This window comes from Streptomyces sp. NPDC002536 (assembly GCF_053594995.1).
Map to the genome: position 1 here is coordinate 33230 of NZ_JBSFWU010000040.1, position 26659 is coordinate 59888.

21 protein-coding genes are annotated in these 26659 nt (G+C 73.0%); 13 read left to right on the forward strand and 8 right to left on the reverse strand.

Annotation, left to right across the window (positions count from 1 at the left end; all coding sequences use genetic code 11):
• Position 1 precedes the first annotated feature (1 nt).
• A complete protein-coding gene (locus ACWD4B_RS16980; RefSeq protein ID WP_451421464.1) occupies positions 2 to 748 on the forward strand; it encodes a DUF998 domain-containing protein in 747 nt (248 codons plus the stop codon).
• A gap of 298 nt (positions 749 to 1046) precedes the next feature.
• Positions 1047 to 2204, forward strand: a complete 1158-nt coding sequence (locus tag ACWD4B_RS16985) for an RNA-guided endonuclease InsQ/TnpB family protein (RefSeq protein WP_451421465.1) — start codon at positions 1047 to 1049, stop codon at positions 2202 to 2204.
• 89 nt (positions 2205 to 2293) lie between these two features.
• Here ACWD4B_RS16985 and ACWD4B_RS16990 read toward each other — a convergent pair whose 3' ends face one another.
• A complete protein-coding gene (locus tag ACWD4B_RS16990) occupies positions 2294 to 5146 on the reverse strand; it encodes a glycosyl hydrolase (protein WP_451421466.1) in 2853 nt (950 codons plus the stop codon).
• Positions 5147 to 5336: 190 nt separating this feature from the next.
• Between ACWD4B_RS16990 and ACWD4B_RS16995 the strand changes: the two genes are divergently transcribed.
• Together ACWD4B_RS16995 and ACWD4B_RS17000 are read left to right on the forward strand one after the other, a co-directional pair.
• A complete protein-coding gene (locus ACWD4B_RS16995) occupies positions 5337 to 6719 on the forward strand; it encodes a condensation domain-containing protein (protein ID WP_451421467.1) in 1383 nt (460 codons plus the stop codon).
• 319 nt (positions 6720 to 7038) lie between these two features.
• A complete protein-coding gene (locus ACWD4B_RS17000; protein WP_451421483.1) occupies positions 7039 to 8373 on the forward strand; it encodes a wax ester/triacylglycerol synthase family O-acyltransferase in 1335 nt (444 codons plus the stop codon).
• A gap of 134 nt (positions 8374 to 8507) precedes the next feature.
• Here the strand turns inward: ACWD4B_RS17000 and ACWD4B_RS17005 are convergent, their stop codons facing one another.
• From ACWD4B_RS17005 to ACWD4B_RS17030, 6 genes are all read right to left on the reverse strand, one after another.
• The gene (locus ACWD4B_RS17005; protein WP_451421468.1) at positions 8508 to 8966 is read right to left on the reverse strand and encodes a hemerythrin domain-containing protein; all 459 of its coding nucleotides are present in this window, start codon (positions 8964 to 8966) and stop codon (positions 8508 to 8510) included.
• An 86-nt stretch (positions 8967 to 9052) separates the two neighbouring features.
• The gene (locus ACWD4B_RS17010; protein WP_451421469.1) at positions 9053 to 12175 is read right to left on the reverse strand and encodes a hypothetical protein; all 3123 of its coding nucleotides are present in this window, start codon (positions 12173 to 12175) and stop codon (positions 9053 to 9055) included.
• Between the two features lie 57 nt (positions 12176 to 12232).
• A complete protein-coding gene (gene pqqE / locus ACWD4B_RS17015) occupies positions 12233 to 13333 on the reverse strand; it encodes a pyrroloquinoline quinone biosynthesis protein PqqE (protein WP_451421470.1) in 1101 nt (366 codons plus the stop codon).
• Complete coding sequence (gene pqqD / locus ACWD4B_RS17020; protein WP_451421471.1) at positions 13330 to 13626, reverse strand: pyrroloquinoline quinone biosynthesis peptide chaperone PqqD; 297 nt, start codon at positions 13624 to 13626, stop codon at positions 13330 to 13332. Before pqqD ends, pqqE begins: the two co-directional genes overlap by 4 nt.
• A 3-nt stretch (positions 13627 to 13629) precedes the next feature.
• Positions 13630 to 14328, reverse strand: a complete 699-nt coding sequence (pqqC, locus tag ACWD4B_RS17025; RefSeq protein WP_451421472.1) for a pyrroloquinoline-quinone synthase PqqC — start codon at positions 14326 to 14328, stop codon at positions 13630 to 13632.
• Entirely contained in the window at positions 14325 to 14465 is a 141-nt protein-coding gene (locus tag ACWD4B_RS17030) for a hypothetical protein (RefSeq protein WP_451421473.1), read from the reverse strand. The genes pqqC and ACWD4B_RS17030 overlap by 4 nt, the downstream gene beginning before the upstream one ends.
• A 394-nt stretch (positions 14466 to 14859) precedes the next feature.
• Between ACWD4B_RS17030 and ACWD4B_RS17035 the strand changes: the two genes are divergently transcribed.
• The 9 genes from ACWD4B_RS17035 (at position 14860) to ACWD4B_RS17075 (ending at position 25775) form a co-directional block, all read left to right on the forward strand.
• Positions 14860 to 15129 carry a DUF1876 domain-containing protein gene (locus ACWD4B_RS17035; RefSeq protein ID WP_171085443.1) on the forward strand — a complete coding sequence of 90 codons (270 nt, stop codon included), beginning with the start codon at positions 14860 to 14862 and terminating at the stop codon, positions 15127 to 15129.
• A gap of 145 nt (positions 15130 to 15274) precedes the next feature.
• Positions 15275 to 15721, forward strand: coding sequence for a large conductance mechanosensitive channel protein MscL (locus ACWD4B_RS17040; protein ID WP_451421474.1), 447 nt, complete (start codon positions 15275 to 15277; stop codon positions 15719 to 15721).
• 94 nt (positions 15722 to 15815) lie between these two features.
• A complete protein-coding gene (locus tag ACWD4B_RS17045; RefSeq protein ID WP_451421475.1) occupies positions 15816 to 17501 on the forward strand; it encodes a sensor histidine kinase in 1686 nt (561 codons plus the stop codon).
• Positions 17502 to 17528: 27 nt separating this feature from the next.
• A complete protein-coding gene (locus tag ACWD4B_RS17050) occupies positions 17529 to 18182 on the forward strand; it encodes a response regulator (protein ID WP_451421476.1) in 654 nt (217 codons plus the stop codon).
• Between the two features lie 229 nt (positions 18183 to 18411).
• On the forward strand, positions 18412 to 19683 hold the full coding sequence (locus ACWD4B_RS17055) for a phenylacetate--CoA ligase family protein (RefSeq protein ID WP_451421477.1): 1272 nt from the start codon (positions 18412 to 18414) through the stop codon (positions 19681 to 19683).
• The gene (locus tag ACWD4B_RS17060) at positions 19680 to 20978 is read left to right on the forward strand and encodes an MFS transporter (RefSeq protein ID WP_451421478.1); all 1299 of its coding nucleotides are present in this window, start codon (positions 19680 to 19682) and stop codon (positions 20976 to 20978) included. The genes ACWD4B_RS17055 and ACWD4B_RS17060 overlap by 4 nt, the downstream gene beginning before the upstream one ends.
• Positions 20975 to 22111 (forward strand): GNAT family N-acetyltransferase, encoded by a 1137-nt coding sequence (locus ACWD4B_RS17065; protein WP_336410876.1) that lies wholly within the window; start codon positions 20975 to 20977, stop codon positions 22109 to 22111. Before ACWD4B_RS17060 ends, ACWD4B_RS17065 begins: the two co-directional genes overlap by 4 nt.
• Positions 22108 to 23271: a LuxE/PaaK family acyltransferase gene (locus tag ACWD4B_RS17070; RefSeq protein ID WP_451421479.1), complete on the forward strand. Its 1164-nt coding sequence runs from the start codon at positions 22108 to 22110 to the stop codon at positions 23269 to 23271. The genes ACWD4B_RS17065 and ACWD4B_RS17070 overlap by 4 nt, the downstream gene beginning before the upstream one ends.
• Positions 23268 to 25775: an acyl-CoA reductase gene (locus ACWD4B_RS17075; RefSeq protein WP_451421480.1), complete on the forward strand. Its 2508-nt coding sequence runs from the start codon at positions 23268 to 23270 to the stop codon at positions 25773 to 25775. Before ACWD4B_RS17070 ends, ACWD4B_RS17075 begins: the two co-directional genes overlap by 4 nt.
• 212 nt (positions 25776 to 25987) lie before the next feature.
• On the opposite strand, the gene ACWD4B_RS17080 is transcribed toward ACWD4B_RS17075, so the two are convergent.
• Positions 25988 to 26518, reverse strand: a complete 531-nt coding sequence (locus tag ACWD4B_RS17080) for a GNAT family N-acetyltransferase (protein ID WP_451421481.1) — start codon at positions 26516 to 26518, stop codon at positions 25988 to 25990.
• Positions 26519 to 26659 lie beyond the last annotated feature (141 nt).

Consider the following 26659-nt stretch of genomic DNA (forward strand, 5'->3'; position numbering starts at 1 on the left):
GATGAGCACACCGTCCCCCGCCTCCCGGCAGGCCTCCACCGCCACCGCCCGCCCGGCCCCCGCAGCCGCCGGGCCGGAGGCCGCCGCCCGACGGCACGGGGACGGCGCACGCGAGGCGTGGGCCGCGCTGCTGCTGACCGTGGCGGCGGTGGTCTACAACGACTGGCTGCTGGAGTTCGTCCTCCCCACCGGGCTGGACCCCCGGCACTCCTACGTCAGCGAGCTCTACGCGGCCGACCAGCGCTTCCGCGTGCTGTTCGGCAGCATCGAACTGGCCGCCGCGGCCCTCGTGATCGGCGGCGCGCTGCTGGCCCGCGGCCCCGGGCCCGGCCGGTGGGCGGCCGCCGGGTGGTGGTCGCTCGTGGCCTTCGGCGTCTCGTCCGTCGCGGACGTCGTCGTGCCGATGCGCTGCGCGCCCTCGGTGGAGCGCGGCTGCGAGGCCGTCAACCCCTGGCACACCACCACCAGTGCCCTGGTGCATGCCGCGCTCTTCGCCTCGATGGCCCTGCTCGTCGTCGCGGCGCACACTACCCGCCCCCCGATGCCGCTGGTCCGCCGCTGCGGGCCGTGGGTGCTCGCCGCCGCCCTGGGCACCGCACTGGCGACGGTCGGGCCCCTCTTCGGCAGACCGGGCTGGCACGGGGTGCCGCAGCGGGCCCATCTGGTGCTCGTGGGCGTGTGGTTCGTCCTCCTCGCCGCCGCGCTGCGGTCACCCCGGCGGGGCGGAGGGGGCGGACTCCTGCCGTGAAGCCATGGCGCCCCGTCAGGGGCGCGGGGAACTGCGCGACCAGCCACGATGCACCCGCAGTCGAGGTTCTCGGGGCTTCGCCCCGCCCCCCCCGGGTGGTGCGTCGGCTGCGGGCCGGTGGGCGCTGGTCGCGCAGTTCCCCACGCCCCTTACGGGGCGACGTGGTGCCGCTTCAGCTGAATCTAGCGAGGAACCCCGGGTGTTCACGCCCGGGAGGAATCGCTTCTCAACGGTGCTCTGACGTGGGCGTGTTCACGGATCTCACCCTGTTGTCAGTGCCTCTCGATAGGCTGGACGGGTGAGGATCGTTGTGCAGGTGAAGCTGCTGCCGGAGGCCGGGCAGGCCGCCGCGCTGTCGGCGACTCTGCGCGCTGTCAACGAGTGTGCGAACTGGGTGTCTTCAGTGGCTTTCGAGCGCGGTGTTCCGCGTGAGTACGAGCTGCGCAAGCACACCTATGCCGAACTTCGGTCGCGAGGGCTGGGGGCGCAGGCCGCCCAGCACGTTATCAAGAAAGTCCGTGACGCCTACACGACGCTCAAGGCCAACATCAGGGCAGGGAATCTGGGCAGGCCGGGATCGAAGCGGCGCCGGAAGGCGGAGGCGAAGCCGATCGCTTTCCGGGCCGAGGCCGCGCAGCCGTACGACGACCGGTGCCTGAGCTGGCAGTACGACACACAGACCGTGTCGATCTGGACCACCGCCGGACGCATGAAGAACATCCGCTTCGCGTGTTCCGCCGATGCGTTCAAGACGCTCCAGGCGTACCGCAAGGGCGAGTCCGACCTGATCGCACGCGACGGCGCGTTCTATCTGATCGCCACCTGCGATGTGCCCGAGGCCGGGCAGTACGAGCCGGACGGCTTCATCGGTGTGGACCTGGGCATCGTCAACATCGCCACCACGTCCACCGGTTACAAGGCGGCCGGGCGGGGCCTGAACCGGCACCGCAACCGGCAGCTCAATCTGCGGCACAAGCTCCAGAAGAAGGCCACCAAGTCCGCCAGGCGGCTGCTGAGGAAGCGTAACCGGCGCGAGCAGCGCCATGCCGCGAACATCAACCACATCATTGCCAAGACGATCGTGACCGAGGCTGAACGCACCTCGTCCGGGATCTCCCTGGAAGAACTCAGGGGGATCCGGCAGAGGGTACGGCTCCGCAAGCCCCAACGGGTCGCGCTCCATTCCTGGGCCTTCGCCCAGCTCACAGGCTTCATCGTCTACAAGTCCAGGCGGGTCGGCGTGCCTGTGGTCTTCGTCGATCCCGCGTACACCTCGCGGCAGTGCTGCGAGTGCGGCTATACCGACAAGAAGAACCGGGCAGGCCAGGCCCTCTTCATCTGCCGGAGCTGCGGGGTCGTTGCCCACGCGGACCGGAACGCTTCCCGCAACCTCGCCCGCAAGGGCGAGGCTGTGTGGAATGCGGGGCGTGAGTCACGCGTCCCTGCCACCCCATAAAGGGGTGTCTGGACGGAGGAGCCCACCCAGCAGCCAGTTGGGCACTACCTCCAAACCCGGCCGTGAACGGCCGGGTCAAGTTGACCGGTTCACCACAGCATCAGGGTCACCGGCCCATGCATCCCATACGGCTGCCGCACCGTACCCGACTGCGACGGACTGGTAACGCGCAGGCGGTTGCGCAGCGTCGTGGCCACCTCCACCGCGAGGGTGTTGCGGCCCGCCCTGAGCCGGCCGTCGAGGGCGACCACGGGCCGGGTCTGGTCGACGGGCGGCAGTTGCTCGCCGTTGAGGGTGACCCGGAACGTGCCGTGGATGTTGCCGAGGTCGAGCAGGGCGGTGCTCGGGACGTCCGCGACGGTGAACTCCGTGCTGTACGTGCCGATCCCGGAGACGTCCTGCAACTCCGCGATCTCCGGCCACGGCTTGAGCGCGTCGAGGTGCAGCTCGTGCCGGACGTGCTCGGTCTGTGTCGCGGTGGCGCCCGGGCGCCAGTCGTCCACCGTCAGCCGCCAGGAGGCGAGTTCCTGCCGGCGGGCCCCGCCCGGCACGGCCGGGGTGCCCGCGGCGTCCAGGGTCGTGCCGGTGACGGGCCCGGGCGGGGTGTCCCGGCACAGGGCGACCAGGGCCGTCTGCCGCGGTGCCAGCCGGACGGTCACCTCGGTGCGGCCGGACTCGCGGGTGTGGCAGGTCAGTGGGTGCACCTGTCCGGTCCAGGCGTCGAGGACGTACGGGTGCCCGCGCCCCTCCAGGGACACGCGGGTCTCGGCCTGCGCGGAACCGGGGTTGAAGAACCAGTGCAGCTGCCGGTCGCCGTCCCGTCGGTGCACATGGAGCAGGTCGGCCCCGGTGGACGGCTCGGCCGAGGGCCGCACGCCCAACTGCCGCAGTGCGCCCGGGACATCCGCCTCCGTGGCGACGTGCCGCACGCGCGCGTGGGCGAGCAGCCGCTGGACGGTCGCGCGCACCGCCGCGTCCGCCTGGTCCGCGTCGTGCGCGTAGGGGGCGTGCTCCGGCGGGTCGCCGACGACGACCACGGCGAGTCCGGCCCGGGCGCAGGACAGGATGCGCTCGGCGGCCGGGGCGTCCAACGCCTTCTGGCCGTCCAGGACGAGGGCGCGGTAGCCGGGGCCCTGCGGTGCGAGGCGGCCGCCCCCGACCGTGGCCGACGGGAGGGTGAGGGGGCCCGGCCCCACGAACTCGTAGCCGAAACCGGCCCGTTGGAGACCGGTGTCGGGCCAGTGCTTCTGCCCGCCGGTGTCCCAGTAGGCGTGCCGGTACACGGCGACGTCGACCTGGGCCCGCCCGGCGCGCAGGACCGACTGCTGGCGCGCCAAGTACCCGGTGATGTCGGGCATATGGTGCCAGACCGGCTGCCGTGGTCCCCACGCCTCGGCGAAGCCGGGGACGTCCGGCTTGGGCGCGGCGAAGGGGGCCCAGCCGGGCCAGGCGGCCCCGGGGGCGTCGGCGTAGGCGAAGCCGTGGACGACGGCCTGGGCCACGCCGCCCGCGTAGTTCTGGTGGATGATCTCCAGCATGCGCTGCCAGGTCACCCCGTAGGCGTCCTGCAGGATCACCTCGGTGCGCGCGCCGATCTCGCTGGAGAGCGCGGGGCTGCCCGCGAGGTGGGCGCCGCCGGCCATGGCGCGGTAGGCGTCGATCTCGTCGGCGAAGAAGAGCTGTTCGGTCTCGGGCTGGTCCACGTGCGCCGCGGCCGAGGACATGTCCAGCACGGCCCCGTAGGAGACCTGGGCCCGGTAGCGCAGGCCCTGGGCGTGCGCCCAGGTGCGGATGCCGTCGAGGTGGTGGCGCTCGTAGAGCTCGGTCAGGGCCTGGTAGTAGTCGTTGCGCACGCGTGCCCCGAGCCCGCCGGGCAGGTCGAAGTCGGCGGGGCTGTCGGGTGTCACGGAGGTCAGGGCGCCCTGGAAGGTGTGCAGCCCCGGGATGAAGAGCACCGGCAGGAACGGGGCGAGGTCGTAGCCGCGCGAGGCGCGGAAGTGCGCGGCCATGCCCGGGGTCCAGGGCAGGGCGAAGGAGATCTCCAGGGAGTCCTCGAAGAGGTCGCTGCCCGTCTGCGCGAGCAGGCGGCGCACCGGCGGGGTGAGCAGGTGCTGTTCCCAGTAGCCGGTGACGGCCCGGGTGCCCTCGGCGCTGTAGTGGTCCACGACGTGGACGGTGCCGTCGGTCAGGCCGACGACCTGGCCGGTGCCGCGGTGCCAGAGGGAGAACAGCAGCCAGGTGCCGTCCCGGGGTGCGGTCCAGGTGATGCGGCCGTCGTGGACGTGCGCGGTGAGGTCGGTCAGCGAGCCGGGGTCCAGGAGGACGGTCCGGTCCGAGGCGGCGGAGCCCGGCGCGATCCGGGCGGCGGTGACGGCGGCGAGGGAGGCCCTGCCGGGGGTGCGGGGGCGGTGCAGCGGGCCGGACAGGTCGACCTCGATGAGGGGCGGCACGGCACCGTCGAAGACCGCGCCGCCCTCGACGACCGCCTTGCCGTACAGGAGTTCCTGCGAGGCGGCCGCGCTGTCCGTGGTGAGCGAGGGCACGCCGGCGGGCCAGACGGGGCCGATGGTGAGGTCGACGGTGATGCCGTGGCGGCGGGCCGCGTCGAGGACCGTCTGCAGCTTGCGGTTCCACGCCGGCGTCCCCCAGCCGTACGCGGACTGGTCGACTCCGCGCGGGGCGAGCACGGCGACCTCCGCACCGCCGAGCCCTGCCTGCGCGATCGCCGCGACTTCGCGGTCGATTTCGGCGTCGTCCATGAGTGCACCCGGCATCCACCACCGTATCCGCGGCCGGAATCCGGACGCGGGACGGGCGAACGAACCCTTTTCCACCGGGGTCCGGGCGGCTGCCGGGGCGGCGGATGCGGCGAGCGGCACCGCTCCGGCGACCGCGGCCGCCCCGGTCATCCGGACGAGTGTCCGGCGCGAAATGTCCACCATGGGGAAACCTTTCGGGAGGTCTTCCAAGAGGCCGCGATCGTAACCTTGTTGACGGATTCTCATGCCGGACCGACCGGTTCCGCACCAAACCTGCCAGGGAAGTGACCAGTCGTCAGGTACGGACATTTCCACGGGGCGCGGCGGCCTCTATTCTCTCCAGTCCAGAGGCATTTCCGGCCGGGGAGGAACAGTGCAGCCCTTCAGTCTGATCCGCGCCGAGGACCGGGCGCTGCTGCCCCGCACGGCCGAGGACGCCTACCCGGTCGGCGCCCTCCAGACGGACCTGTTCCTCCGCAGCGCGGACGCGGCCGGTGACCTGTTCATGCTGCACATGAACACCGCGTACGACCACGGTGCTCTCCATACGGCAGTTGAACACGCTGTGGCCCGTCACGACATCCTGCGCACCTCCTTTCACTTCGCCGGCTATTCCCGGCCGCTCCAGCTGGTGCACCGCTCGGCCGGGGTCCGGGCGGCCGTGACGGACCTGCGCCTGTACTCCCGTGCCGAACAGCAGGATTACCTCGATGCATGGCGGGAGCAGGAGCTCGGCACGTCTTACGACTGGACGGACCCCCCGCTCATGCGGTTCGCCGTACACGTCCTCGGCGACCATGAATTCCTGTTCTGCCCCGCCTTCCACGAGGCCTTGCTGGACAGCTGGAGCGAGTCGTCACTGATCACCGAAATCCTCGCCGACTACTGGGCCGGACAGGGCGGTTCCCCGCGCAGCCGTCCCGTAACCCGTCCCGCGCGCCGATTTGCCGAGTGCATCGCACGGGAAGAGGAGGCGCTGTCCGACCCGGCGGTCACGGAATTCTGGTCGTCCGAACTTGCGGGCGTGGAACCGATGTTCCTTCCCGTCGCGGACCGCGGCCTGTCGGACGGATGCCAGACCTGCGACACGGGCACCGCAACGGCGGGATTCCTCAGCGCCGACCTCGACCCCGCGGTGTGCGCGGAGCTGGCCGCCCTCGCACGGCACCACCGCACCGGGCTCCGGCAGGTGCTGCTTGCCGTCCACGCCCGGGTGCTGGCCTCGCTCATCGGGCGCGAGGAGGTCGTGCTGGCGGTCGAGTCCGACGGCCGCTCCGAGGGCGGGGGCGAAGGAACCGACGTCATCGGCGTCCGTCTGGACGTGCTGTTCTACCGGCTGCGCACGGCCGACGCCGACTGGAGCGGACTGATCCGCGCCGTGCTCGACAAGGAGCACGAGCTGCGGACGGTGCAGCACTGCCCGTACCCGGAGGTGCAGCGCCTGGCGGGCCCGCGGGAACCTACCGACATCGCCTTCGCCTGGTCGCAGTTCCGCAGCTTCGAGGAACTGCTGGCGGCGACGGACGTCGAGTCGCTGGACGCCAAGGCGCACCTGCGCACGGGCGTCACCCTGCGCGTGTCCTTCACGGAGGACTGTTTCACCGGTCTGCTGTCACTGGACCTCGAAGCCGACATGCGCAAGGTGAGCGAGGAACAGCTGTGCGCCATCGGTGAGATGTACCGCAACGCCGTCGCCGGTCTTGTCGCGGACGCGCGCGGTGTGGCCGCCCGGAACGACGTGCTGGGGGAGCGGTAGGGCTTCGCCCCGTAAGGGGCGCGGGGAACTGCGCGAGCAACCCGGCACGACCTGCAGTCGAGTCCCCCAGCTACCGCTGGGGGTGCCCCCAGGGGGCTTCGCCCCGGAACCGAGGTGGTGCGTCGGCTGCAGGCCGTCGGTGGCTGGTCGCGCAGTTCCCCGCGCCCCTTACGGGGCGGTGGCCGAAACCGGCGGGTCGTAACGTGCCGTTAACACAGCGTGGCCTGGTCGTACTTGACCGTAGTCGACCGACAGCGATTGACTTCTGCTCGCTTTGGCCCAGCAGCGCCGTGACCTCGGAGACCCCGTGACCTCTGATGTGACCCCCGAACCGCTCACCCCGCTCGACCTCGCCTTCTGGAACATCGAGTCCGCCGGCCACCCCCTGCACATGGGCGGGCTCTTCGTCTTCGACGCCGACGGCCCGGACGCCGCCCGGCGCGCCGCCGGGCTGCTCGCCGCCCGCGCCGCCCGCATACCCGGGCTCGACACCCGCATCCGCCCCGTGTGGCTCCCCGTCGGCGCCGCCGCCCGGCATGTCGCCCCCGACTTCGACCCGTTGGACCACGTCCATCTCGCCGAGCCCGTACGGGACTTCCACACGGCCGCCGGGATTCTGATGCAGCAGCCCCTGGAGCGGGGCCGGCCGCCGTGGGCCGCGCATGTGCTGCCCGGCGCGGACGGCACGTCCTTCGCCGTCCTGTTCACGTTCCACCACGCCCACGCGGACGGCATGCGCGCGGCGTCGTACGTCCTGTCGCTCCTGGACCCCGCCGCCGTCGCCGGGGCACCCGCCCCGGCCGGTGCGCCGCGGCAGCGCCGGCAGGGCTCCGGCCTGCGCCTGCCCGACCTGAGCACGCTGTCCGGCCTGGTGCGCGGTGCCGTCACCGACGCCGGACGGGGCCTGTCCATCGCCTCCGCCATGGCCCTCGCCGCCCGCTTCGTGCCTGCCGCGCCGGCCCTCACCTCCCGCGCCAGCGGCGCTCGCCGTGCCGACGGCGCCGTCGTCGACCTGCGCGACGTGAACCGCGTGCGCGCGGCCACCGGCGGCACCGTCAACGACGTCCTGCTCGCCGTGGTCGCGGGCGGCCTGCGGCGCTGGCTCGACAAGCGCGGCGACGGCAGCGGAGGCGTACGCCCCCGCGCGCTCGTCCCTGTGTCGCTGCGCGACCCGGGCGACCCGAGCGCCTCGGGCAACCGGCTCTCCGGCTACCTGGCCCGTCTCCCCGTCGACGAGGCCGAGCCCCTCGCCCGCCTGCGCGCGGTGCGCGAGGACATGGCACGCAACAAGAAAGCGGGACCCGCCAGCGGCCCGGGCGCCGTCGCGCTGCTCGCCGACTTCATCCCGTCCCTCGGCCACCGCTTCGGCGGCGGCATGATCGCCCGCTCGGGCCGCCTGTTCTACGACCTGCTCGTCTCCAGCGTCCCGCTGCGCGGCGCCCAGGGCCTCACGCTCGCGGGCAGCCCCGTCCGCGAGGCCTACCCGCTCGCCCCGCTCGCGCCCGGGCAGTCCCTCGCCGTGGGCATCACCACGTACGAGGACCGCGTCTGCTACGGCCTGCTCGCCGACGCCGTCGCCGTGCCCGACCTGGACCTGCTCGCCCGGTCGATCACGGAGGAGGCCGCCGAACTGGTCGCCGTCTGCGGCAACTAGGGCCCCGTAAGGGGCGCGGGGCTGTTTCGATGTGCGGCTCCGCCGCGCGGGCGCGACCAGCCCCCACCGGCCTGCAGCTGACGCACTACCCCGGGGTCCGGGGCGAAGCCCCGACAACGTCGGCTGCGGGCGCGTCAGCCCGCCCGCGCCGCCGACGCCCGCGCGCGGCGCACCTCGGTGCCGAGCTCGTCGAGCGTGTCGACCGGGCACGACTGCCGCAGCCTGGGGAAGAGGACGTGCTCCTCGTGGGAGATGTGCTGGGCGATCTCCCGCTCCAGCGCGCGGACGCGGCCGTCGAAGCCCGGCTCGTACACCCGGCTGGACTCCAGGTCCCGGACCATGTCCGTCAGGTGCGTCTGGTCGGTGATCTCCTGCTCGGCCGTCTCCGGTCCCTGCGGCAGGAATTCGCGCACGGCCGGGTACAGGTACTGCTGCTCGGCTGCCGAGTGCCACATCAGCTGTGCGGTCACGTCGTCCAGCAGGGTCTCGCGCGCGGTGTCCTCGAGGCGGGTCCGGTGGAACTGGTCGAAGAGCCCCTCGAGTGCGCGGTGGTCGGTCTCGAGTTCCTTGATGACGTCGCTGTCGCGTGCCATGACACCATCCCCGGGGTCTATGGGTAGAGCTTTCCCTTCCACGGTGCCACGGGGGAGCGGGCTTCGCCTGTGACGACGGAGGGTGCTCAGGCGGTCAGCAGTCCGTACACGTGCAGGGCGCCGGAGAAACTGCCCAGGTACACCTTGCCGTTCGCGACCGTGGGCGGGGCGAATTTCGCGTACGAGCCGACGTCGTCGCGGGCCGGGTGCATCTTGCTGTTCCACAGCTCCTGCGTGAGGTCGGTGGCCCGGTAGACCCGCAGGACGCCTTCGACGACGGCGTTGTTCGCGTCCGCCCGCCACGGGTGCGAGGCCCACAGCAGCCCCGTGGCCGGGTCGGTGCCGTGCGCCGAGAGCGAGAGGATGCCCCCGGGCATGCCGGGCGCGCCGCCCGGGACGCCGGCCGGGCCGGTGGTGGTGCTCGTCGAGACGGCGGCGGTCTCCAGCCGGCCCCCGGCGAACCGGTACGCCCGCAGGAACGCGTTCTCCGGCCACACGTAGACCCACGGCCCGCCCGGGAAGTTCCAGTGGACGGCGCCGCCGTGGATGTGATGGGTCTGGGCGTCGGGTGGCACGACGGAGAAGCTCTGGACGATCTGGCTGTCCGATCCGGCGTGGAAATGTCCCATCGCCCGGGTGTCCAGCAGATAGAACTTGCTCTCCTTGCCCCCGCTGAGCAGCAGGCGCGTCCCCGGGATCAGCAGCGGGCCCGCCGAACCCAGGTCGGCGTCGGCGGCGTTGAGCGCGGCGTTGTTGAACGGTGAGAACCAGTCGGCCAGGGTGAGCCCGGGGGTGAGCTTCACGATGCTGTCGCCCAGGTCCGAACCGTCCGGCCGGAAGCCGCCGTTGCCCGTCGCGGCGTACAGGAAGCCGTCGTCGTCGACGGCCGGGCCCTGGCCCGCCTGCCAGATGCCGCCGAGCCCGGTGTCCGGCGTGGTGACGTACACCCCGGTCTGCTGGAGCGTCCCAGCGTCGAAGCCGAACACCCAGCCGTGGTACGGGCTGCGGTCCCCATAGGACGCGAACGCGGCATAGAGCCGGCCGTTCGCCAGGGTCAGCGCCGCACGCTGCAGCTGCCGGTGGCTGGTGAAGGCGATCCTTCCCCCGGTGCTCCCGTCGCCGCTGCCCGGCACCGTGGCGGCGATCCGCACCGGACCGCCGAGCATCTCCCGGCCGCTGCCGATGTCGAGGGCGTGCAGCGAATGGTGGTACCCCTGCCCGTCCTTGGTGAAGGCGACGGCGTAGAGCACGTTGCGGTCGAGGTCGATGACCGGCGTGCTGACGATGCCGACCTCGACGGCGATGTCCCGGTAGCCGCCCGGGCCGATCTCCGGATCGGGCAGCGGGACCGAAGGACCGAGCGAAGTGTGCCACAGGGGTGCGGCGGCACCCGGGTCGTCCGCGTCGAAGGCGTACACGCTGTTGTGCATCGTGGCCGCGTAGACCACGTTGCGCCGCCCGTGGCCCGGCACGGCGACGTCGGAGACGTACAGCGGCTGGGCGTAGAGGTGGCCGTCGACAGCACGGCTGAACAGTTTGCCGAAACGGTCGGGGCCGACGGTCGCGGGGGAGAGCGCGACCTCCAGCAACTGGGCGCCGGTGCGCCGGTTGTCGTTGTGCTGCGTCGTGACCGACACCGGGCCGTACGCCACCTGCACCGGCGGCCCGAAGTCGGTGACGACGGACGCGATCCGCTGCCGGGCGGTCACCGTGTCGCCCAGGTCGAGGGCGGCGCCCGACAGCTCGACGGGGACGGTGCCGCCCCCGGCGCTCGCGGTGCCCCGCCAGCGGCCGTTGACGTACACGTCCGTGTCCGCGCCGGGCACGAGACCGCCGACGACCGGCCGCAGGTGCGCCCCGAGCGGGGTGCGCACCTGCGGCGGCCGTACGTCCCCCAGCGGCCGGACCGGGACGGGGAGGGAACGGGCGCTCGCCAGGCCGCAGTACACCTGCAGCGCCACGATGCGGTCGCCGGCGGCGAGCAGCGGGGCCACCGGGACCGAGGCCTGCGTCGTGTGCACGTACCGGCAGCCGATCGGAGCGTCGAGGGCGGTGGAGAAGACCAGCACCAGCGCCCCCGGATGCACGTTGCGCACCCGGACGCGCGCCGCGCCGGCGGTCAGCGGGGCCACGACCACCGGCGCGGGCAGTGCCGCGGGAGGCGCGCCGACCGGTACGGGCGCGGACTCTGCGGTGTGGCCGCCCAGTTGCTGGCACACGGTGATGCGGCTGCCGCGGGGCAGGGGCGGTACGTCCAGGTCGGCAGCGGGCCGGAAGGCCTGCGCGGTGCCGAGCGGCGTGCCGTCGGCCAGGACGGTGAGGAGGGCGCCGGGGACAAGCCCCGTCACGCGCAGGGAGGTTGCGCCCGCGCACAGCGGTCCGGTGACCGCCGGGGCGGGCAGGCGGGAGGCCGGGGCGACCCGCACGGGCGGTGCTGCGCAGCTCGCCGTGGAACAGGCGGGGAACTCCTGGAGCACGGAGACCTGTTCGCCCTCGGCCGGTGCAGGCACGCGGAACGTGAGAGTGGCGAGGTCGAAACAGGCCTGCTCGCTCGGGGCGTTGTCGCGCAGCAACGTGACCCGGGCGCCCTCGCACACCCCGCTCACCGTCACCCCCGGCTGCCCGGCCAGCAGCGGCCCCGGCAGCACCGGGGGCGGCAGCGGCCGCGGCGGGGCGTCGGGCAGCGGGCTCGGCGTGGGCGTTCCCGGAGTGCCGCACGCCGACTGCCGGGCGACCAGGGCCCGGCCGGCGGCGACCGGGCCGAGCAGCGCGATGCGGGCCGTGCCGTCCGGCGCGGGCGCACTGCCCAGCACGAGCGGGCCCTGCTGCACGGTCACCGCGGCACCGGGCACCGCCCCGTCGACCCGCAGGCACTGCCCGCACACGTACACATGACTGCCGAAGCGCAACGGGCCGACGGCCTCGGGCCGCTTCTGGACGACGACGGGCTGCACGGACGCGGGGCTGGTGCGGCCGTCGCGGGTCTGGGTCGCGGTGATCCGGTCGCCGGGCCGCAGCGCGACACCGGGACCCAGCGGGAACGTCTGGTCGGGCCAGGCGGCGACGCCGCCCCCGACCGGCATCCCGGAGACCGCTGGCGAGCCGTTGACGCGCAGGGTCACCCGGGCGCCGACGAGTTGGTGGCGGACCCTGACACAGGCGCTGCACTCCGACAGCGGGCCGAGCACGGTGGGCGGCAGCAGGGACATGGTCGGGCCTCCGGGAGCCTGCGGGGCGGGGCGTACGGTGCGTGGCGCGGCGGGAGTTCAGCCCGCAGGGGGCGACCGGCGGGGGACGGGGCCGGCGGGCCGCCCTCTGGCCTCCCGGACGATCCCGGTCACCAGAGCGTGGTGCGGCGAGAGGCGGCACACCGGGTCGGTCGCCGCGGCGTCGCCCGTCAGCTGGAACGCCTGGCAGCGGCAGCCGCCGTGGTCGAGCTGCCGGCGCGGGCAGCTGCGGCACGGCTCGGACATCCAGCCCGTCCCGCGGAAGCGGTTGAAGGCGGGCGAGCGGAACCAGATCTCGTCCAAGGATGCTTGACGGACCGTCAGGATCCCGAGGCCGGGAATCTGCGCCGCGGCCGGGCAGGGCAGCACCTGCCCGTCGGGGGACACGGTGAACTGACGCGCACCCCAGCCCTGCATACAGGGCTTGGGCAGGTCGTCGTGGAGGTCGGCCGGCACGTACACGATCTCCGGGCGCCCGTCGCCCAGGCGGCGGCGCGCCGCCCGCACGGCGGCCTCGGCGGCGTCGGCCTGCTCGCGGGTGGGCAGCAGGGCACGGCGGTTGAGCAGGGCCCAGCCGTAGTACTGGGCGTTGGCCAGCTCCAGCCGGTCGGCCTGCAGGCGCTCGGCCAACGCGACGAGCGCCTCGACGCTGCCGATGTTGGCGCGGTGCAGCACGGCGTTGACGGTCAGCGGCAGCCCCGCCCGCACGACCAGTGCCGCGGCCGCCAGCTTGCGCGCATGCACCGGGCGGCCCGCAATCGCATCGGCCTCCGCCGCGCGTGCGTCCTGCACGCTGAGCTGGACGTGGTCCAGGCCCGCCGCCGTCAGCGCGGCCAGCCGGGCGGCGGACAGGGCGTGGCCGCCGGTGATGAGGTTCGTATAGAGACCGAGGCGGTGCGCGTGCGCGACGATCGCCGGGAGGTCGCGGCGCACCAGGGGCTCGCCGCCGGACAGATGCACCTGCAGCACGCCCAGCGCCCGGGCCTCGTCGAGCACCCGGCACCACTCCGCGAGCGCGAGCTCACCGGCGGACGCGTCCGGGGCCACGGGGTTGGAGCAGTAGGCGCAGCGCAGCGGGCAGCGGTACGTCAGCTCGGCCAGCAGTCCGAGAGGCCTGCCGTCCTGCGGCGCGGCGCTCATCGGCCCGCGCCTGTAGGACCAGGACTGTTGGGCTCGATCAGGCGCCGCCGGGCCAGCTGGAGGACGAAGCGCTCGACGTCCTCGGCGGCCACGGCCTCGTACCTGCGCGACAGCGCCACCGCGATGCCGTCGACGTCGGCGGTGCCGTCGCAGAGCGCGAGCACGGCCGCGCCGGTCTCGTTGAGCAGCAGGACGCCCTCGGGGTGCAGCAGAACGCCCGTGTCCCGCACGGTGTCATGGCCGAGCCTGACTCCCCTGCACAGCCGCCAGCGGACCCCGCCCCCGCCCGTCACGCGTCACCCCGTCCGGCCCGCGTGGTCGACGGCGTCGAGCATGCTCCACAGCACGTCGCACTTGAAGGCCAGGGCCGCCAGTGCCGCGTCCTGCTCCCCACGGGTCGTGCAGGACGCCACGACCACCGCGAGGGCGTGCTGCGCGTCGGAGGCGGCGGTCTGCGGGCGTGTGGCGTGGTAGCCGTGCCCGGAGGGGGCGATCCACGGGTAGTGGGTGCGCAGCGCGGTGAGCCGCTGCCGCATCAGCCCCGGCGAGAACAGCTCGGTGAGCGAGGCGGCGACGGCCTCGGTCCACGGGCGGGTGCGGGCGAAGTGCACGTAGGCGTCGGTGGCGAAGCGCACGCCCGGCAGGACGTGCCGCTCGTCGAGCACCTCGGCCCGGTCCAGGCCGGTCGCCTCGGCCAGGGCGAGCCAGCCGGCCAGCCCGCCGCGGCCCTCGGCCGTCCCGTCCTGGAAGGAGATCCGCTGGACCCAGCGGCGACGGACGTCCGGCACCGGGCAGTTGGCGACGACGGCCGCATCCTTCTGCGGGAGCCACTTCTGGTAGTACCAGCGGTTGGCGGCCCACCGCTGCAACTCCCCGCGGCCCAGGGTTCCTTGGTGCAGCCGGAGGTGGAACGGGTGCTTGTGCCAGTACCGGTCGGAATGCGCGTGCAGCGCCGCGGTGAACTCCCCGGAACCGAGCGCGGCGGCGCCCGTCACCGGCGGCCGGCGTACGCGGTGACCTCGTGCGCGAGCTCGATGTCGGTGCACACCGGAGGGAACCAGGCGGGCAGCGGGGCGGCGTCGGCCGGTGTCGTGTCCGGCGCGGGCTGATCCTTTGTCGTGGCGTATGTCATGGCGTATCCCCCTTCGTCACCCGTCCGTGTTCCAGAGTCGGCGCGCCGGGACACCGCCGCAATCACTGGAACGGGTGACGTGGGGGCGGACGGCGCGCCCCGTAAGGGGCGCGGGGAACTGCGCGACCAGCTACCGCTGGCCTGCAGCCGACGTACTACCCCAGGGGTCCGGGGCGAAGCCCCGAGAACCTCGTCTGCGGGCGCGTCGTGGCTGGTCGCGCCCACGCGGCGGAGCCGCTGGGGGTACCTCCTGGGGGCACCCCCAGCGGTAGCTGGGGGAGGTAGCTGGGGAAGGAACAGCCCCGCGCCCCTTACGGGCCCTGCCGGCGAGGCACCGGTGTCGCAATCGCCGTGCCGGGTGCACGCTGGAAATGTCACGCAGGAGGTGGACGCCATGCAGACGATCGTTGGATGGCATGTCGATCTCGAGTTCGAAGAGGTCGACAAGAAGACGCGAGCGGCGTGCATGCTCAGGCTCCCGGACGGGACCGAGATGCGGGCGCGCGGCCACGCCACGCGGCACCCGGACGACCCGGAGCAGCTGCGGGTCGGCGAGGAGGTCGCCGCGGCGCGGGCCCTGAACGCGCTCTCCCGCGAGCTCATGCAGAAGGCCGGCCACGACATCGAGGAGGTCACCCACGTCCAGGCCCACCCGACGATGTGAGCCGGGGCACCCGGTGCATCGTGGGCGGCCGTGACGTCCGTTCGCGCACGTCCCGCTCGTGCCGCGCCCCGGGTGCGGGCGGTGGGCGGCGGCGGTAGCGTGCCTCCTGGCCCGAGAGATCCGCACGGACGCCAGGAGCACGGTCATGCTCAAGGGATTCAAGAACTTCGTGATGCGCGGTGACATCGTCACCGTCGCGGTGGGACTGATCATCGCGCTGGCCTTCAGCACGCTGATCAAGGCGTTCACCGACTTCGTGATCAACCCGATCATCGCGAGCATGCAGGGCGGCCGTTCGATGGGGCTGGGCTGGCAGCTCGGGCACCGGGGGAACAAGGCGACCTATCTGGACCTGGGGTCGTTCATCTCGGCCCTGATCTACTTCCTCATCTTCATGGCCGTCGTCTACTTCTTCATCGTCGTGCCCTACAAGCACGTGCAGGCCCGGCGCGGCGTGGTCGTCTTCGGGGAGCCGGGGCCGCTCAAGACCTGCCCGGCCTGCCTGTCCGAGGACCTGCCCGCGGCCGCGGCCAAGTGCCGCCACTGCTGCGCGGACCAGCCCCCGGCGGCCGGTGCGCCGCGCCCGTCCTGAGGACGGGCTGCCCCGCGCATCTGCGACTTCCGTCTATCCACGACGCGACTTTCGGTGAACGCCACGGGCCACCCCGGCTGCCTATGGTGCGGGGGTGGATGCGACATCGTGGGCCCGTGGCCTGTGGCGGCGGGTGACCGATCCGGCGGACTGGCCCCGCAGGCGGCTCCTGTGGGAGTGCCTGCTGGCCGCCCTGCTTGCCCTGCTCGCGGGCTGGGGCGAGCTGGCGGGCGGGCACGGCCTGCTGCGGTCCGCGGGGGCCGCCCTGGGCGTGGCGGTGCTCTCCCTCGTGCGGCGCGGGCTGCCCGTGACCACGCTCGTCGCCGTCTCCGCGCTGTCGGCGGTGACGGATGCGGCCGAGCTGATCCTGCCGCTGGCCGCCTGGTCCGCCGGGCGCAGGATCGACGGCGTGCTGAAGGCGCTGGGCGTCTTCGGCACTTCCCTCGTGCTCTACGTGGGGCTCTCGTTGTGGAGCCAGCAGCGGTCGGCGCCCCTGCTGCTCGTGCTGGGCACGCTCTTCTTCCTGGTGTTCGCCGTGGTCCCGGGGCTGGCCAGCCGCTACTGGACGCAGCGGCGCACCCTGCTGCAGACCCTGCAGGAGCGCAATGCCCAGCTGCTGCGCGAGCGCCAGATGATCGCCGGGCAGGCGCGGATGCGCGAGCGGCAGCGCATCGCCCAGGACATGCACGACAGCCTCGGCCACCAACTGGCCCTGATCGCCGTGCAGACGGGCGCGCTGGAGGTGGACCGCGAGCTGACGGGCCGTCAGCGCGAGGCGGTGGCCGTGCTGCGCCAGGCCTCGGTGGCCGCGATGCACGAGCTGCGCGAGGTGGTGGGCATCCTCAAGGACGGCACGCTCGGCGAGGATTCCGGGGCGGAGCCGCCGGCCCGGGTGGTGGCGGGCATCGGCGGGCTCGTCGATTCGGCGGTCGCGGCCGGGATGCGGGTGACGCTGGAGCGCTCGGGGGAGGCACGGCCACTGGCCCCGGCCGTGGACCACGCGGGCTACCGCATCGTGCAGGAGGGGCTCACCAATGCGTACAAGCACGCCCCGGGCACCCCCATCACCGTCGCCGTGCGCTTCGAGCCGGATTCGCTGGTCGTCGAGGTGGCCAACGGTCCCACCGGGCCGGACGGTCCGGTCCGGCCCGAGGAGGCGGTCAGCGGCGGGCAGGGGCTGACGGGGCTGCGGGAGCGGGCCCGGCTGGTCGGCGGCATCATCTTCGCGGGGCCGGTGGAGGGCGGGTTCCGGCTCGCGGGGCTGCTGCCCTACGGCTCGGGGGAGACGCGGGCGACCTTCGTCGATGCGGAGGACGACCTTCGACAGCAGCCCGCGTGGGGGACTCCCGGCGAGGGTGGTCCGGTCATCGACCGACTGGATCCCCGCGAGGAGTTCAAGGACATCATGAGTACGCGGAAGAGCAACGGCTGCGTGATCGGCTGCGGAATCGCCCTGCTGATCCTGGTGGGGCTGGCGGCGCTGGCCTTCCTGGCGCTGGGGAAGACGATGGAGGAGACCGACAAGGCGCTGCTGGATCGCAGTGTCTACGACTCGGTCAGGGTGGGCGAGCCCGAGCAGCAGGTGCGGGACAGGCTGCCGTCGGGGAAGTCCGTCTTCACCGCCGACCTCAAGGACAAGGGCCCGGCGCAGCCGGCCGGCGCGAGCTGTCTGTCCCTGCTGTCCTCGGAGGGCTCGAAGGGGACCAAGGACACCGTTTTCCGCTTTTGCTTCAAGGACGGGAAACTGATCGAGAAGCGCGAGTTCGACGTCCAGAATTAGTTGAAAATTCTCTTAGCGGGAGACCAGGTGATCCGCGTCCTCATTGCCGACGACGAGCCTCTCATCCGGGCGGGCATCCGGATGATTCTCACCTCGGCCGACGACATCGAGGTCGTGGCGGAGGCCGCCGACGGGCGGGCGGCCGTGGAGCTGGCCCGCTCGCACCGGGTCGACGTCGCCCTGCTCGACATCCGGATGCCGGTCATGGACGGGCTGGCCGCGCTCGCCGAGCTGGGCCGCGCCGTTCCCGGGGTGCGCGCCCTGGTGCTCACCACGTTCGGCGAGCGGGAGAACGTGCTCCGGGCCCTGCGGCAGGGCGGTGCGGGCTTCCTGCTGAAGGACTCCGCGCCGGGCGAGCTGATCGGCGCGGTGCGCGCCGCAGCTGCGGGCGACGCGTATCTGTCCCCCGCGGCCACCCGGCACGTGGCGGACTCCCTGGCGGCCGGCCCGGCCGCGTCCCGCGGCGAGGAGGCACGGCGCCGAGTGGAGGTGCTCAGCGAGCGGGAGCGCGAGGTGCTGGCCCTGCTCGGCGAGGGTCTGTCGAACGCCGACGCCGGCCGCCGCCTCCACATGAGCGAGGCCACGGTGAAGACGTATGTGAGCCGGATTCTCGCCAAGCTCGAGTGCGAGAACCGCGTGCAGGCCGCGCTGCTGGCTCGCGACGCCGGACTCGGAATCTGACCGACCCGTCAGCATGACCGGAAGAACTAAGGGTTCCGGCCATATTTGCCATACGTTTACCGCTCGCTTTGCACTTTCCGCCTTCGATCCTTCATCATCATGACCTGGCGTCAGCTCTGACGCCTGCTCAATGTGAGGGCGCGGGGGCCACCTCACACTCCGCAGGCGGCGACCACCCATATCGCCACGCCGCGGTCCCTGCCCCTTTTCCACACCCCTAGGCAAAGGCATGCCCGTCCAGCAACTCCCGGACCTCATACGGTTCGCCCGTCGCAACTCCCCGTACTACGCCGCTCTCTATGCGTCACTTCCGCCCGGCGCGGAGCGCCTGACCGACCTCCCCGTCATCGACCAGGGAGAGTTCTGGCAGGCCAACACCCTTGAGAACAACCGCGTGCTCACCGAACCGCTGAATGAAGCGGTCGTCTTCAAGACCGGTGGCACCAGCGGCGCACCCAAGTTCTCCTGCTACACCCGTGAGGAGTGGCAGGAGTTCGTCACGGCCTTCGGCCACGGCATGACCGAAGCGGGCCTGCGACCCGGGCACCGGGTCGCCGACCTCTTCTACGCCGGCGAGCTCTACGCCAGCTTCCTCTTCATCCTCGACTCGCTCGCGCACGCCCCGGTCGCCAACGTCCGGCTGCCCATCGGCGGAGCCGCACCGCTGGAGTCGACGGTCACCACCCTGCAGGACTTCGCCGTCCAGGTCGTGGCGGGCACCCCGACCACCCTGTGCCGGCTCGCCGACCATCTCGTCTCCACGGGCACACAGTTGCCCTCCATGGAGCTGGTCCTGTTCGGCGGCGAGGCCCTCTTCGACGACCAGCGCCGCCTGCTGGCCGCTGCCTTCCCCAACGCCGAGGCCCGCTCGCTCGGTTACGCCAGCGTGGACGCCGGACTCCTCGGCTGCCCCGTCCCCGGCCCCGACGCCCGGGTGCACCGCGCCTTCACCCCGCACTCCGTCGTCGAGATCCTCGACGAGACCACCGGGGAGCCGATCACCGAGGCAGGACGGCCCGGACGCGTCGTCGTCACCAGCCTGTTCCGCCGGCTCATGCCCATCATCCGCTACCCCGCGGGCGACCGCGCAGAGTGGACCGACCCCGAGGCCGGCCACTTCCGCATCCTCGGCCGCGCCGAGGAGGGCGTGCGCGTCGGCCCCGTCTCCCTGTACTCGCAGGACGCCCAGGACGCCGTCGGCCGGGCCGACACCGACGGCCGCATCACCGGCATGCAGCTGGTCGTGCGCCGCTGGGACGGCCGCGACGGACTCGTCCTGCGCCTGGCCACCGCCCCCGGCGACGACGACCGGGCCGAACTCGAGGTCCTCGCCAAGGCCGTGGTGACCGGGCTGGAGGACGCCCGGCCGCTGTACCCCGACAGCGTGCGCACCGGCTTCGTGCACCCCCTGGCCGTCGAGTGGGTCCACCACCGCGACCTGGTGGTCAACACCCGCTCCGGCAAGCTGATCCGCGTCGTGGACGAGAGGCCGACCGCATGACCGCCGAGACCATGGGCACGGGCCGCCGACGGCCGCTCGTGCTGCGCAACCGCGCCTTCGGGGCCGTCTGGCTGGGCCAGGTCCTGACCCAGGCCGCCGTCCGCATGTTCCAGGTCGGCGTCTCCTGGTGGCTCGTCGCCTACGCCGTCTCCGGCGGACGCGGCCTCGCCTCCGGCCTGTTCATGGCCGTCAGCACCCTGCCCGCCGTGGCCCTGGCCCCCGTCGTCGCCCGGGCGATCGCCCGCTGCGCGCACCGCTCGGTGCTGCGCACCGCAGCCGCCGGAGCCGGAACGACCGCGGCCGCCCTGGCCGTCTGGGCCGGCACGGCCGGCCTGCCGCTCGCGGCCGCCTACGCGGCGACCCTGGCCCTGTCCACCTGCCAGGCGTTCTTCGACCCCTGCCTGACGACCTCGGTGCCCGAACTCGTCGACGACGAGGACATCGAGGCCGCCACCGGATTCGAGCTGTCCACCCAGTCGCTCGCGAGCCTCGGCGGCGCACTGCTCGGTGCGCTCATCGTCGACCGGGCCGGCATCGCCGGGCTGGCCGTCGGCTGCGCCGTCGCCTACGCGACGGCCGCCCTGCTCGTCACCAGCGCCCGCTTCCGCCCGCTCGCGGCCGACGGCGAGGCCGGCGAAGAGGCCGGGAAGCAGCGCACGTTGCGCAGCATCCTGTCCGGCCTGCCGTTCGTGCGGAAGATCCTGGTCTGCTTCACCGCGGCCAACCTCTTCACCACCGCGGTCTTCGTCGTCATCCCGCTCTACACCAAGTCCGTGCTCCACAACGGCGGCAGCACCGTCGCCCTGCTGGAGGCCTCGCTCGGCGCGGGCACGCTGATCGGCTCGTTCACCGGTGCCCGGGTGCCGGGCAGGCCCACGGTCGTCGGCGCGTCCTGCCTCGGCCTGATGGCCGCCGCACTCGCCCTGCCCGGTCTCGTCGCCTCGCAACTCGCCTTCGCGGGCGGTCTGGTGGTGGCCGGCTGGTGCGTGGGCGTCATCGGGGTGCGCTTCGTGGCCCTGTTCCAGCGGCTCGTGCCCGCCGCGGACAAGCCGGGCTTCTTCGCCGTCATGCAGGCCGTGCTCGGCGCGACCTTCCCCGTCGCCTCCCTGCTCTTCGGGCTGCTGGGCGACGCCCTGTCGGCCCGGACGCTGTGCCTGGTCCAGGCGGCCGGCATCCTGCCCGTCGCCTGCATGCTGGCCCTGCTGGGCGACGCCCCGGCCGCGTCCGAGGAGGACGAGGAGTCCGTGGAAGACACTGCCCCGGCGCTCGCCGGCACCGGGGGAGCGGAGCGATGACCGCCACGATCAGCCGCGCAGGCTGCGCCGACATCGCCGACCTGCGCCAGCTCTACTACGCCGTCTACGGGCCCCACTACCCCACGGCCCTGGGCACCGACCCGGCCGAGATGACCCGGCTCATCGGGGACCCGCACACCCTCTGGCTCGTCGCCCGCTGCGCGGCGACCGGCGTCCTCGTCGGCTCCGCCGCCATCCACAGCGAGCCCGGCAGCCGCATCGGCCGCCTCGAAGGCCTCGCCGTGCACCCCGACCACCGGGCGGGCGGCCTCGCCGGGGCGCTCACCGAGGCGCTGTGCGCGCAGATGCTCGACCAGGGCCGGCTGGACTCGGTCTACGCGACCGTCCGCACCGTCATCGCGGGACCGCAGCGCGTCGTCTCGCGCAACGGCTTCCGGCCCATGGGCATCCTGCCCAACGCCGTGGACCTGAACTCCCGGGAGAGCCTGGCACTCTACGCGCGTTACTCGCAGGGTGTGCTGGACCGGCGCATCCCCGTTCCCGAAGTGCCCGCCCCGCTGGCCCCGCTGCTGCGCAACGTCGAGCGCAGCCTGGGCGTCAGCTACGCGGACACCGAGGCCACCGCCCCCGTCCCCGCGCCGCCCCGGCCCGCGGCGGCGCGGCTGGAGATGATCGAGGCGCCCGCCTTCGTGCGCCGCCGCTTCCGCGAGCGCTTCCCCGACAGCGCCCAGTGGTTCTACCCGCTGCACACGCCCAACGTGCTGCTGATGCCCGACGACGGCGGCTTCGAGGTCTACGCCTACCTCAACCGCACCGGACGGTACTGCGCCCTGGTGGCCGCCCACCCCGAACCGGCCGCCGCGGCCGCCTGGCTGGAGCCGCTCACGCAGACCCTCACCCGCGCCGGCGCCGGCTACGTCGAGGCACTCGTGCCGCTCGACCACCACCGCGCGATCTCCGCGTTCCTGCACCAGGGCTTCATCCCCAGCGCCCTCTACCCGGCCATGCGCCCGGAGGGCGACGGATTCCACGACTACGTGGTGATGTCCCGCACCGCCGAGCAGATCGACTTCCGCGGCGTGGTCGTCGACGCACCGCTCCAGCCCTACCTGGACTCCTACCTGTCGGCCTGGGCGTCGACCTACCTGCCCACACTCGAGGTTGCCCCGTGAACCCCCATCTCGCCCCGATCGGCGTCCCCGACCCCGGCCTGCTGCCCCACGTGCAGCAGCTGTGCGACCTGACCGCCCCCTACGCCTGCGGCCCCGCCGAGGACGAGCTGTTCGCCGCCGCCATGGCGGAGACCAACGCCTGGCACCGCGAACGGTCCGCGTTCTTCAGCGCGTTGTACGAGCGCACGGAAGCCGGTACGGAAGACGGTGACGCACCGTTCCGCGCACCCCTGGTGCACGCCAACTTCTTCAAGCGCCACGAAGTGCTCTCCATCCCGCGCGACGAGGTCGACCTGCACCTGACCTCCTCCGGTACCACCGGCCAGAAGTCGCAGATGTTCTTCGACCAGTGGACCATCCGCTCCGCGCAGCGCATGGTCGCCCGCATCTTCGAGCACAACGGCTGGATCACCCCCGAGCAGGAGGTCAACTACCTGCTCTACAGCTACGAGCCCGCCCGCGACCTGAAGCTCGGCACCTCCTTCACCGACAACTACCTGTGCGACTTCGCACCGGCCCGGCACGTCGAACACGCCCTGCGCCACACCGGCAACGGCCACGAGTTCGACCCCTTCGGCTGCATCGCCGCCCTGCAGCGCTACGCCCAGGACGACGCGCCCGTCCGCATCCTCGGCTTCCCGGCATTCCTGTTCTTCACCCTGGAGCGCATGCGCGCCCTGGGCATGCCGCCCCTGACCCTGCCCGAGGGCTCCCTGGTGATCCTCGGCGGCGGCTGGAAGGGCCACGCCGACCGGCAGGTCGGCAAGGACGAGCTCTACGCCCGCGTCACCGAACAACTGGGCATCCCCTCCGAGCGGATCCGCGACACCTTCGGCTCCGTCGAGCACTGCATCCCCTACATCGAGTGCGACCACCACCGGCTGCACGCCCCCGTGTGGTCACGGGTGTTCATCCGCTCCACCCGCACCCTCGAACCGCTGCCGTACGGCGAGGTCGGCTACCTGCACCTCGTCTCGCCGTACATCACCTCCGTACCGGCGCAGAGCGTCCTGATGGGAGACCTCGCCTCCCTGCACCCCGGCGAGGAGTGCGGGTGTGCGCTGGACACGCCGTGGTTCACCATCCACGGCCGCGCCGGAGTGAGCCGCAACCGCAGCTGCGCGGTGGCCGCCGCCGAACTGATGAAGGGCATGTCGTGACCGTCGAGAACCCCGCACACCACTACTGGCAGGGCGCGTTCGTCGACGACGCCGAGGCCGGCCGACGCCTCGCCGGCCTGCCCGCCGCCGTCGAGGCCGCGCTGGCCACGCCGCTGGAGACCGAGACGCTCCTGGCCGCCTGCGACGCCCTGGGCACCGCCCTGCGCGACCCCGCGCACCCGGTGCACGCCCGCCTCGCCGCGCACCTGCCCGAAGGTGAGGACGTGTCCGTCCTCACCGAACTCGGCGTCTTCCTCGGCCGGGAGGAGCTCACCCGCAAGCTCCGCTGCGAACTCGGCGGCACCGCCCCGCAGCGGCTGGGCCGCCCCGACGCCAAGGAGACCGTCTACGAGGCCTGGGCCCCGGTCGGCCTCGTCGCCCACATCGCCCCCGGCAACGCCGTCACCGTCGCACCCCTCAGCGTCGTCGAGGGACTGCTCGCCGGGAACGTCAACGTCCTCAAGACGAGCAGCGCCGACACCCTCCTCGCCCAGCACCTGCTGGCCGAACTCGCCGCGCTGGACCCGACCGGGGCCGTCGCCGAGCGCGTGATCGTGCTGCGCTTCCCCTCCTCCCGCCAGGACTGGCTGGGCCTGATGTGCGCGCCCGCCGACGCCGTCGCGGTGTGGGGCGGCGAGGCCGCCGTCGAGGGCGTGGCCGCCCATGTGCCGCCCGGCTGCCGCCTGGTGGAGTGGGGCCACAAGATCTCCTTCGCCTACCTGACGCGCGACGCCGCACAGGACGAGGCCGTGCTGGACGCCCTCGCCTCGGACGTCTGCCTGCACGAACAGCAGGCCTGCTCCAGCCCGCAGGTGGTCTACCTCGACACCGAGGACCACGACGAGGTCTTCGCCTTCGCCGAGCGCTTCGCCGTCGTCCTGGCCGGCATGCCCGCGGCGGTACGGCAGGACGAGCCCGGTCCCGCCGAGGAGGCCGAGCTCACCACCACCGAGCTCATCGCGCGTCTTGAGGAACACCTGGGCCTGACCCGGGTCTTCGCCGCCCCCGACGGCTCCTGCCGTGTCCTGGCCGACACCCGGGCCGCGCTCACCGCCTCCCCGCTGCACCGCAGCGTGTGGGTCAAGCCGCTGCCCCGCAAGCAGCTGATCGCCACCCTGCGCCCGATGCGCCGCTACCTGCAGACCGCGGGCATCGCGGGCAGCACCGCGGACGTCGCGGAGCTCTCGCGCACCGCCCTGGCCGCGGGCGTCACCCGTGTCACCCCGGTCGGCGCCATGCTGGCCAGCTACCCCGGCGAACCGCACGACGGCGTCTACGCCCTCCAGCGCTACAGCCGCCGCGTCGCCGTCCAGGCCGACGCGCGCTTCACCACCACCGCCTGCCTCGACGACCTGGCCCGCACCGCGGAATTCCCGCCGCCCACCGGCCCGTTGCTCGACAAGGCCGCCGTGCAGGAGCTCAACCGCCAGGTCGACGAGCGCGACGCCGAGCTGTACTTCCGCAGCGGCGGCAGCACGGGCACCCCCGCCCTGTCGCTCTTCAGCTACGACGACTACGACACCCAGATGCACGCCGCCGCCCGCGGCCTGCTCGCCGCCGGCTACGACCCGAAGCACGACCGCACCGCCAACCTCTTCTACTGCGGCGGCATGTACGGCGGCTTCATCAGCTTCTTCTCCATCCTGGAACGCCTGGGCGGCGTCCAGATGCCGATGGCCGCGGGCCCCGACCACCGGGCCACCGCCGAGATGCTGGTGGAGTACGAGGTCGACACCCTCTTCGGCATGCCCTCCTACCTGTGGCAACTGCTGCACGAGCAGGCGGACCTGCTGCGCTCGTACGGCGGCATCCGCAAGATCTTCTACGGTGGCGAGCACTTCACCGAGGAACAACGGCGCACCCTGACCGAGACGTTCGGCATCGAGTGCATCCGCTCCATCACCTACGGCAGCACCGACCTGGGCCCGCTGGGCTACCAGTGCACCGGGAGCAGCGGCAGCGTCCACCACCTGCACGCCGACCTGCACACGCTGGAGATCCTCCACCCCGAGGAGGACCGCCCGGTGGAGCCGGGCGAGACGGGCCGCCTGGTCTTCACCACCCGCGCCCGCCGCGGCCAGAACCTGGACCGCTACGTCATCGGCGACCTCGGCCGCGCCCTGACCGGCCCCTGCCCCTGCGGCAGCCGGTCCCCGCGCTTCGAACTGCTGGGCAGGCTCGGCGACGTGATGCGCGTGGCGACGTACTTCCTCAACCACCGCCGCTTCCTGGCGATCGCGGAGGAGGACTGCCGCTACCGTGGCGAGCTGCAGATCGTGCTGTCCAACGACGGCACCCGCGAGCGCTTGACGCTTCGCCTGGAGACGACGGGCGGCGCGGAACCGGCCGCGGTGCGGGGCGCCCTCCTGGCCGGGTATGCCGAACTGCGCTCGGCGGTGGAGGAGAAGCTGCTCGACCTGGCGGTCGAGGCGGTGGACGGTGCGGAGTTCGTCCGCACGGCGACGAGCGGCAAGCTGCGGGCGGTGGTGGACGAGCGCCGCTGAGGGGTGCGCCCCGTCAGGGGCGCGGGGCTGTATCGATATGCGGCTCCGCCGCGTGGGCGCACAGCACTATGGCGCCCCGTCAGGGGCGCGGGGAACTGCGCGATCAGCCACCGACTGCCTGCAGTCGACGCACTACCCGAAGCCCCGGAACCTCGGCTGCGGGCGCGTCGTGGCCGGTCGCGCAGTTCCCCGCGCCCCTGACGGGGCGCTTGCTAGGCCACCCGCAGGGTGAGCACTTGCCCCGGCCAAGCCTCGACCAGGAACCGGTCGGCGGGGGTGAACCCGTTGCGCTCGTAGAACGCGACCAGTTCACCCCCGCCGCCCGCCCAGCAGTCCACCCGCAGCAGCTCCACGCCGGCCCGCCGGGTCTCCTCGGCGGCGTGCGCCAGCAGTGCCGCCCCGATGCCCAGGCCGGCGTGCCGCCGGTCGGAGACCAACAGCCGGACGTACCGCTCGGGTTCCCCGGCTGGCGCGATCGGCATCTGCGGACTGGGGCCGGAGTCCAGCACCAGGGCCCCGACGGGCGTGCCGTCCGACTCCGCGATGTACGGGACGTTCTCGGTCATGTACCGCTCGACCCGCGCCACTCCGCCGGGCTTCTGCGAATACGGGGTGGTGCCCCACTGCTCGGTGTTGCCGCGCGCGTTCATCCAGGCCACTGCGGAGTCGAGCATGTCCAGGACGACCGGTGCGTCGGCGAGGCCGCCGGGTCTGATCCGTATGGCATGTGTGCTGTCGTTCATGGCGGAAGCTTAGGTGCGTCCGGTGGATCTTCGTCGCGCGGCACCACGGCGCCCCGTCAGGGGCGCGGGGAACTGCGCGACAAGCCCCCACCGGCCCGCAGCCGACGCACCACCCCGGGGGTCCGGGGCGCAGCCCCGAGT